This window comes from Methanosarcina baikalica (assembly GCF_031461075.1).
GTDB classification, from domain to species: domain Archaea; phylum Halobacteriota; class Methanosarcinia; order Methanosarcinales; family Methanosarcinaceae; genus Methanosarcina; species Methanosarcina baikalica.
Genome location: NZ_JAVKPK010000111.1, coordinates 1 through 6,520, shown reverse-complemented (window position 1 = coordinate 6,520; position 6,520 = coordinate 1). Strand labels below are relative to the sequence as shown.

Below are 6,520 nucleotides of genomic sequence, written 5' to 3'. Positions count from 1 at the left end.
AGCAGAAAAGGAAAAAAGAAACAGAGGAAGAAAGAGGAGACTGAAAAAAGAGGCAGAGAAAAAGAATAATGAAAAAAGTAGAAAATTCCAAAGAACCTTATTTCAGCTGCCCTACTTTTCGGTTTAATATACAAAATCAAGAATAATCGAAACCCCATAGATTACGAGGGTTCCATGAAAGAGAGGGAGCACTCTCAATCCGGCTGCCTGGCTCTTTTCTTTCCAGAGATAAAGGTTTGACCCTGCCAGAAGCACAAACCCCGCAAGAAAGCCGTAGAGAGCAATATCTCCAAGCTGCCTGAGAAAGAAAAAAGCTGCAAGGAAATGCAAAACCGTAAAGCCTGTAATCCAGTACATAGTTTTTTTTGCGCCATAGAGGACGGTTATGGATTTCAGATCTCTTGCCTTATCATTTTTCAGGTCGATAAAGTCATTCAATCCCAGGTGCGCCATTGTCCACGGATAGAAAAAAACAACAAAGAGAAGCATGACCATATCCGGCTGCCCGTAGCATAGATAGCCTGCCGCCGGAAAAAGGGTAAAGTCCGTCCTGCCCAGAAGTTGCGCAATCGGGAACTTCTGGTCTCTTTTTTTAACCTGGTAAAAAACCTCAATGCCATAAGAGTACAGCATTATTGCAAAAACGTAGAGCGAATTCGGATGGGGAAGTGTGAAGATCAGGGCTGAAGTAACTCCTGCAAGCAGGATAAACAGCCAGAAAGCATTTTTTGAAGAGATTTTCCCTGAAGGAAGGGGTCTCTCTTTAAAAGGTCGCCAGTATCCGGTAAGTGTGTTTTCCACATCAAGCCTGTCTCTGTTTCTGTCCACATAATCGTTGAGCACAAACCCGGCTTCGAACCCAAACAGGCCTATGAAAGCAGCTTTAATTATTAACGACCAGGAAAAGCCGCCGTAATTTGCAAAAGCAAGGACAAGGCCTGAGCAGAAGATAAGGGGCCATGCCGGAAGAAAATGAGCACGCATAAGGTCGATATAGGCTTTCAGGGTTTCCTTCATTTTTTGGCCTCAGTAACAAATAGTAATGATTAAGGTAAACCATTACATAAAAATTATGATTATGAGTTAAAACTGTTGTTAAAAAGAGGTTATGTTAAAAAATATAAAAGAAAAGCAGTGCCTGAAGTTTATTCTTACCGGAATATTTTCAACGCACAAACTAAGTTCCGCCCGAGTTGGAAATGTCGCGTATCAAAGTATCAACTGTTTATTAGTGAGTTGCCCCATATCATAGGTTTCAATACATGCCTGCGAATTTCTCCAGGAGTATTCCAGGGTAAAACAAGAAGTAAAACGGTTTTCAAGTTTTTCAATAACCTCGATAGCTTTTGCTATAAATGAATTTATGTAATTATTTTTAAAATTCATTTCAAGCACATTAACAAAAAAAGCAAGAGCTACTTTATTTAAAATATTTTTTGAAAATTTCGGATTCGGAAATTATAAAACCAAGTGACTTAGATTGAATTGTTTTTGAAAAATAAAAATAGTAGCCTTTTTAAAAGGCTACTTAAATAATTCCTTGTTTATACTACAGTTTCGTTGTCTGCAGTTTCGTTGTCTACAATTTCGCTGTCTGCAGTGTCATTGGCTGCAGTTTCGTTGTCTGCAGATGCAACTACAACAGATTCAGCATCGTCTTCATTTACAACTTCAGCTTCAATATCAGTTGCGTTGTCTTCAGCTGCAACTTCTTCAGTTGTGTTGTCTACAGCTGCAACTTCTTCAGGTGCAACTACGGAATCATTTCCACCATCTTCGGATACTGGACTTTCTGCTGTTACTTCTTCAGAAGCTCCTGTTTCATTTCCTGTTTCAGCCTTTTCAGCACAGCCGGCTGAAAAGATAACAGTGGCAATAACAAGGAGCATTGCTATAATCTTTAACATTTTTTTCATTAATAATACCTCTAAAGTTCTCTTCCTTTTTTACACCCAGCTCATATAAAATTATGAGATTTTCATATGAGATATTTATGCATGACCAGCCAATAACATTAAAACTTTTCGATTTGGTAAAAAATAGTCGAACGAAATAATGTATATAATTGGAATACATGCCCATGTATGACTATCTGTAAAAATATATGAGTGATAGAAGTCTTTTTTGAATTTATTTCGCATGATACTCGATATAGATATTCAGGAGTTAAATAAATGCACACAGAATTAGAAAGAGAATAACTACTCAGTGACAGAAAAGTATTTAAAGGTGCCATAAGATTCCTCCGCTGAAGAAGTGCGGACCTATAAACTTCCGGTTTGGAAAAATAGATAAAAAACATGTAGAGGATAGAATACTGAAAAGTTACAAAACTCTTAAATGCTGTGGCAAGGCTCAAAAAGAATTCAAAAATTCTCTGTTCATATGTTATGCCAGACCTGTAGAAAGCGAAGGCGAGGCAAAAGCTTTCATAAAAATGATAAAGGAATTACATAAGGATGCAAACCATAATGTTTCGGCTTATTTTGTAAAAGAAGGAAATTCCTTTGCCCTCAAATATGAAGATGATGGAGAGCCTGCAGGCAGCTCAGGAAAGCCTATTTTTAAACTACTGGAATCAAAGGAGATCCGGAATGCGGTTGTTGTAGTGGCCCGTTATTTTGGGGGAATAAAACTGGGTTTAGGGGGACTTTCGAGAGCATACAGAGATACGGCACTCTCGGCTATTGAAGAGGCAGGCATTGCCGAAGTCTCCGAACAGGTCAGGTTCAGAGTACGTATGGGATATGCGGAAAGCCAGAAAGTGAGAAATCTAATAGGAAAATACGGAATAATCCGGGAAGAAATATATTCAGATACCGTGGAGTTCATCCTTCCTGTAAAAACGGAGCTTGAAGATGACTTCGTTAAAAAAATAAAAGACCTGACAAAGAATAAGGTAGAAATTGAGAGGCTTTAACTCTACCAATTAATTTTACACTTTTACAAAATATTCCGGAAAATTTTCTTAAAAGAAAGAAAACTGAAGTCGGAAAGTTGCTAAAAAGTATGAGAGATACAAAAGTATGAGAGATTATTATTTTGAGACTTTCCGGCTATAAAATTATCTTTTTCTGCGAACACCTTGTAAAAAAAGCTGAATTTGAAAATATTTTATACTCAAAAAACATACTAGAATTCACGGGAATTTTGGAAGTGTAAAGATTGAGGTATAATAAATGTTCAATTCTGCTTATTTCATTCATTTTACTTGTGGTGATAGGAACAGTCTCATGTTCGGCTGCCAGCGAAACTCTAAATGGAACTGAACAGGAGATCACCTCGGCTTACGGAAATCAGAATAGCCCGGTGATCTCAGGGAATTACATTGTCTGGCAGGACCAGAGAAAAGGAAACTGGGATATCACTCTGTACGATTTATTATCCGGAAGGGCAGAAGTTGCCCTATTTTCGGACTTGAAAGATGAAGTGGAGCCTGCAATCTCGGGCAGCTGCGTAGCTATCTCGAATGACATGAGAGGCAACTATGACATCTATGTATATGACCTCACCTCCAAAAAGAAAATCCAGATTACTTCGGATAAAGCTTCCCAGACAGAGCCTGCAATCTCAGGTGATAAAGTCGTCTGGACAGACCGCAGGAATCAGAATATGGATATTTACATGTATGACCTCACCTCCAAAAAGGAAACACGAATAACGACAGACGGGGCTGAGCAGACCCAGCCTGCAATCTCGGGAAACATTATAGTCTGGAAAGATACCCGAAATGGTAATGACGATATTTACATGTATGAGATCAATACAGGCAAAGAAACTCCAGTAGTTACAGACCCCGCAGAACAAACAAACCCTGCTATTGAAGGAAACTATATTGTCTGGGAAGACAGGCGCGCCGGAAATCTTGACATTTACATGTATGATATCTTCAAAGGAGAGGAGAAGGCAGTTGTTACCAATCCTTCTCCCCAGAAAACTCCTGCTATCTCGGACGGAAGAATAGTATGGGCTGACGGGAGGAATAAAGGGACAAATATTTTTATTTACGACATAGCCACAGGACAGGAAAAAACAGTATCTACAGCTTCTGAGTATGAGAGTAACCCCTCAATCAGTGGCAATAAAATAGTTTGGCAGGATAAACGCAAAGGTACAATGGATATCTTTATGTTCACAGAAGATAGTTCCGAAAGAGAAATACCTGAGGCAGAAGAGGAGAAAGTTGAAACAGTAGAGAAAAACACCTCTTGGCACTTACCCTGCAACAGCCGCAATTGTATCGGCATATCTTGTTGCAACAGCCGGAAAGGGCAAGAGAAAAAAAAGTTGATCCACATTGCATCCGGTTAATGTCTGAATTCTACAGGGTTAGCCGAGTGTGATAATTTCGGGTATAGATCTCTCACTGCTTTCGAATTATTTCCTGCCATAAATTTACCTGAATCACAGTCATTTTTTATTAAGACCAGCTGACAACGAATATCTCCAGTAGATATATAAATACGACGCGTATATCCATCTCGAATGTTTATGGAGAGCAAAAAGGCGCATCTAGCGGTAATTGCAGGCTGTACATTCTACGGCATGAATGGGCTTTTTATTAACCGCATTCATGATATGGCCATTTATCCCATTATATTCTACAGGCTGCTCTTCGGCCTACTGTTTCTTTTTATCTACATAGCTGCCAGAGGAAGAATTTCGGATTTGAAATTAAAGAAGAAGAAAGGAAGCCTTCTCCTGCAGGGAATGCTTGTGGTCACGTGCATGCTGCTTTACTTTACCTGCCTGAAAATCACCTGTGTTTCCATAGCCATCCTGCTCCAGTATACGGCCCCTGTTTATGTAATGCTTGCCTCTCCTCTTATCCTGAATGAGAAAATAGGAAAGGGAAGTATAGCTGCCCTTTTCCTAGCAATTGCAGGGATATTCCTTATAGTGAAGCCAGAGGGAGACTTTTCGGGCATCGAACTTACAGGCACCTATATGCTCGGTATCGTAGCAGGGTTACTTTCAGGAGTAGTTTTTGCGGCATTGATCATGAATGTAAAAATCCTGAAAACAGAATACTCAGAGCTTGCAATAATGTTCTGGCCAATGGGGATCGCCTTTTTGCTTTTAAGCCCCTATGCATTCGATGTTTCTCCTGGAAATCTTTATGGAAACCTGGAAGTGCTTGCAGTCTTCGGGATAGTATCCATAGGCTTTGGAGAGATTTTTACGGTTCTCGGGCTTGCCAACCTTAAAGCTCAGACCGGTAGCCTTCTTGCTTTGATAGAACCTGTTAGTGGGGTATTTTTTGATATAGCCGTGCTGGGAATTGGATTATCCTCCGAAACACTTGCAGGTTGTGCTCTCATAATGGTTTCCGCAATGTTCATAAGCCTTAAAGATTCGAAAAAAATAAAAAAGAGTGAAAAAGTCTTTTTTTAAAGAAGTTTTTCAGGAAGCTCTCCAGGAAAATTCATTGTGAGAAGTAAGTATTCCTTGCTCTCAGAAGCGCTTTTATATTTTCAAGTGGGGTATGGGGAGCAAGCCCGCAGCCAGGGGCAAGGATATCAATTCCGTCTTCAAGGCAAGCAACAGCTTCAATCATAACTGCGTCAGTCCCTTTTGTCAGCAGAGTATCCGACGGGGAAACATTTCCTATAAGGTGTACCCTATTGCCCACAATCTCTTTTGCAAAACTCACACCTACTTTTTCTTCAATGCTTATCCCCTCAAACCCGGCATCTGCAAGTGGATCCAGAACAGCAGTAGCGTCCCCACACATATGAAGAATTTTCAGGCCTTTAACCTCCCTACAAAATTTCCTGTAGAGCGGAAAAACAGATGTTTCGAACATTTGAGGGGAAATAATATCAGGCCCTGCCTCTGAGTCTATAAGAGTTACGGCATCTGCTCCCCGCTCGAGCAGAGCATTTGCATATCTTATGCAAGCGTCGGTCAGAACTCCCATCAGTTCCTCAACGACTTCGGGATTTGTCACAAACCACATAAGGTAATTTTTCATTCCGGCAAGCATGGAAGCAAGTCCAGCCGGGCCCACAACCCCGGCAACAACAGGCACATCTTCTCCTACTTTTCCTTTTAGGATTTCAACCGCATCCAGAACTACCGATGTCCGTCTGCTTTCGAGAAGCAAATCCGGAACTGCTATATCCCGGACATCTTTCTTTTTCTTGCAGGGGAAATCAGTTACATAGGGCTGTATATCGATACTTCCCTCGTCTACTGTGCAACCAAGTGTCTCAGCAAGCACAGTGGTGCAGAAAGGACAGCGCACGTTCTCAAATCCTGCAATCTCATATCCTGCCAGTGCAAGCGAAGCCATCTTTTCGGCGTTATAATTTGCCTGAGGCCAGTATGCCCCAGTCATTCCCATAAGCTCGAGAGTGCCGGTCTGGGTTACCGAACAGACAGGAACCATATCAAAAGCCTCTCCTTTGAGCGCATTTTCAAATCTCTTTTTCAGGGTAAATTTACTCATGTGTGTCACCGGATACGATGTAGCTGGGAGAATTAATTTTTGAGAATATTTTCGAATTTGAGAATATAT

7 protein-coding genes are annotated in these 6,520 nt (G+C 40.6%); 3 read left to right on the top strand and 4 right to left on the bottom strand.

The window, feature by feature from the left end:
- Window positions 1–123 precede the first annotated feature (123 nt).
- From RG963_RS16035 to RG963_RS16025, 3 genes are all read right to left on the bottom strand, one after another.
- Window positions 124–1,017, bottom strand: coding sequence for a prenyltransferase (locus tag RG963_RS16035; RefSeq protein WP_310577283.1), 894 nt, complete (start codon window positions 1,015–1,017; stop codon window positions 124–126).
- Window positions 1,018–1,209: 192 nt separating this feature from the next.
- Entirely contained in the window at window positions 1,210–1,395 is a 186-nt protein-coding gene (locus RG963_RS16030; RefSeq protein WP_310577282.1) for a hypothetical protein, read from the bottom strand.
- A 149-nt stretch (window positions 1,396–1,544) separates the two neighbouring features.
- Window positions 1,545–1,916: a hypothetical protein gene (locus RG963_RS16025; RefSeq protein ID WP_310577281.1), complete on the bottom strand. Its 372-nt coding sequence runs from the start codon at window positions 1,914–1,916 to the stop codon at window positions 1,545–1,547.
- Window positions 1,917–2,266: 350 nt separating this feature from the next.
- Between RG963_RS16025 and RG963_RS16020 the strand changes: the two genes are divergently transcribed.
- The 3 genes from RG963_RS16020 to RG963_RS16010 all read left to right on the top strand — a co-directional run bounded on the left by RG963_RS16020 (window position 2,267) and on the right by RG963_RS16010 (window position 5,394).
- Window positions 2,267–2,920, top strand: coding sequence for an IMPACT family protein (locus RG963_RS16020; RefSeq protein WP_310577284.1), 654 nt, complete (start codon window positions 2,267–2,269; stop codon window positions 2,918–2,920).
- A gap of 293 nt (window positions 2,921–3,213) precedes the next feature.
- On the top strand, window positions 3,214–4,311 hold the full coding sequence (locus RG963_RS16015) for a hypothetical protein (protein ID WP_310577280.1): 1,098 nt from the start codon (window positions 3,214–3,216) through the stop codon (window positions 4,309–4,311).
- 180 nt (window positions 4,312–4,491) lie between these two features.
- Window positions 4,492–5,394, top strand: a complete 903-nt coding sequence (locus RG963_RS16010; RefSeq protein ID WP_310577279.1) for a DMT family transporter — start codon at window positions 4,492–4,494, stop codon at window positions 5,392–5,394.
- 31 nt (window positions 5,395–5,425) lie between these two features.
- On the opposite strand, the gene mtaA is transcribed toward RG963_RS16010, so the two are convergent.
- Complete coding sequence (mtaA, locus tag RG963_RS16005; RefSeq protein ID WP_310577278.1) at window positions 5,426–6,451, bottom strand: methylcobamide:CoM methyltransferase MtaA; 1,026 nt, start codon at window positions 6,449–6,451, stop codon at window positions 5,426–5,428.
- Between the last annotated feature and the right edge of the window lie 69 nt (window positions 6,452–6,520).

Excerpts from the sequence above, each read along its gene's own strand:
- RG963_RS16035 (WP_310577283.1), bottom strand. The coding sequence starts at position 1,017 with ATGAAGGAAACCCTGAAAGCCTATATCGACCTTATGCGTGCTCATTTT.
- RG963_RS16025 (WP_310577281.1), bottom strand. The coding sequence starts at position 1,916 with ATGAAAAAAATGTTAAAGATTATAGCAATGCTCCTTGTTATTGCCACT.
- RG963_RS16010 (WP_310577279.1), top strand. The coding sequence starts at position 4,492 with ATGGAGAGCAAAAAGGCGCATCTAGCGGTAATTGCAGGCTGTACATTC.
- mtaA (WP_310577278.1), bottom strand. The coding sequence starts at position 6,451 with ATGAGTAAATTTACCCTGAAAAAGAGATTTGAAAATGCGCTCAAAGGA.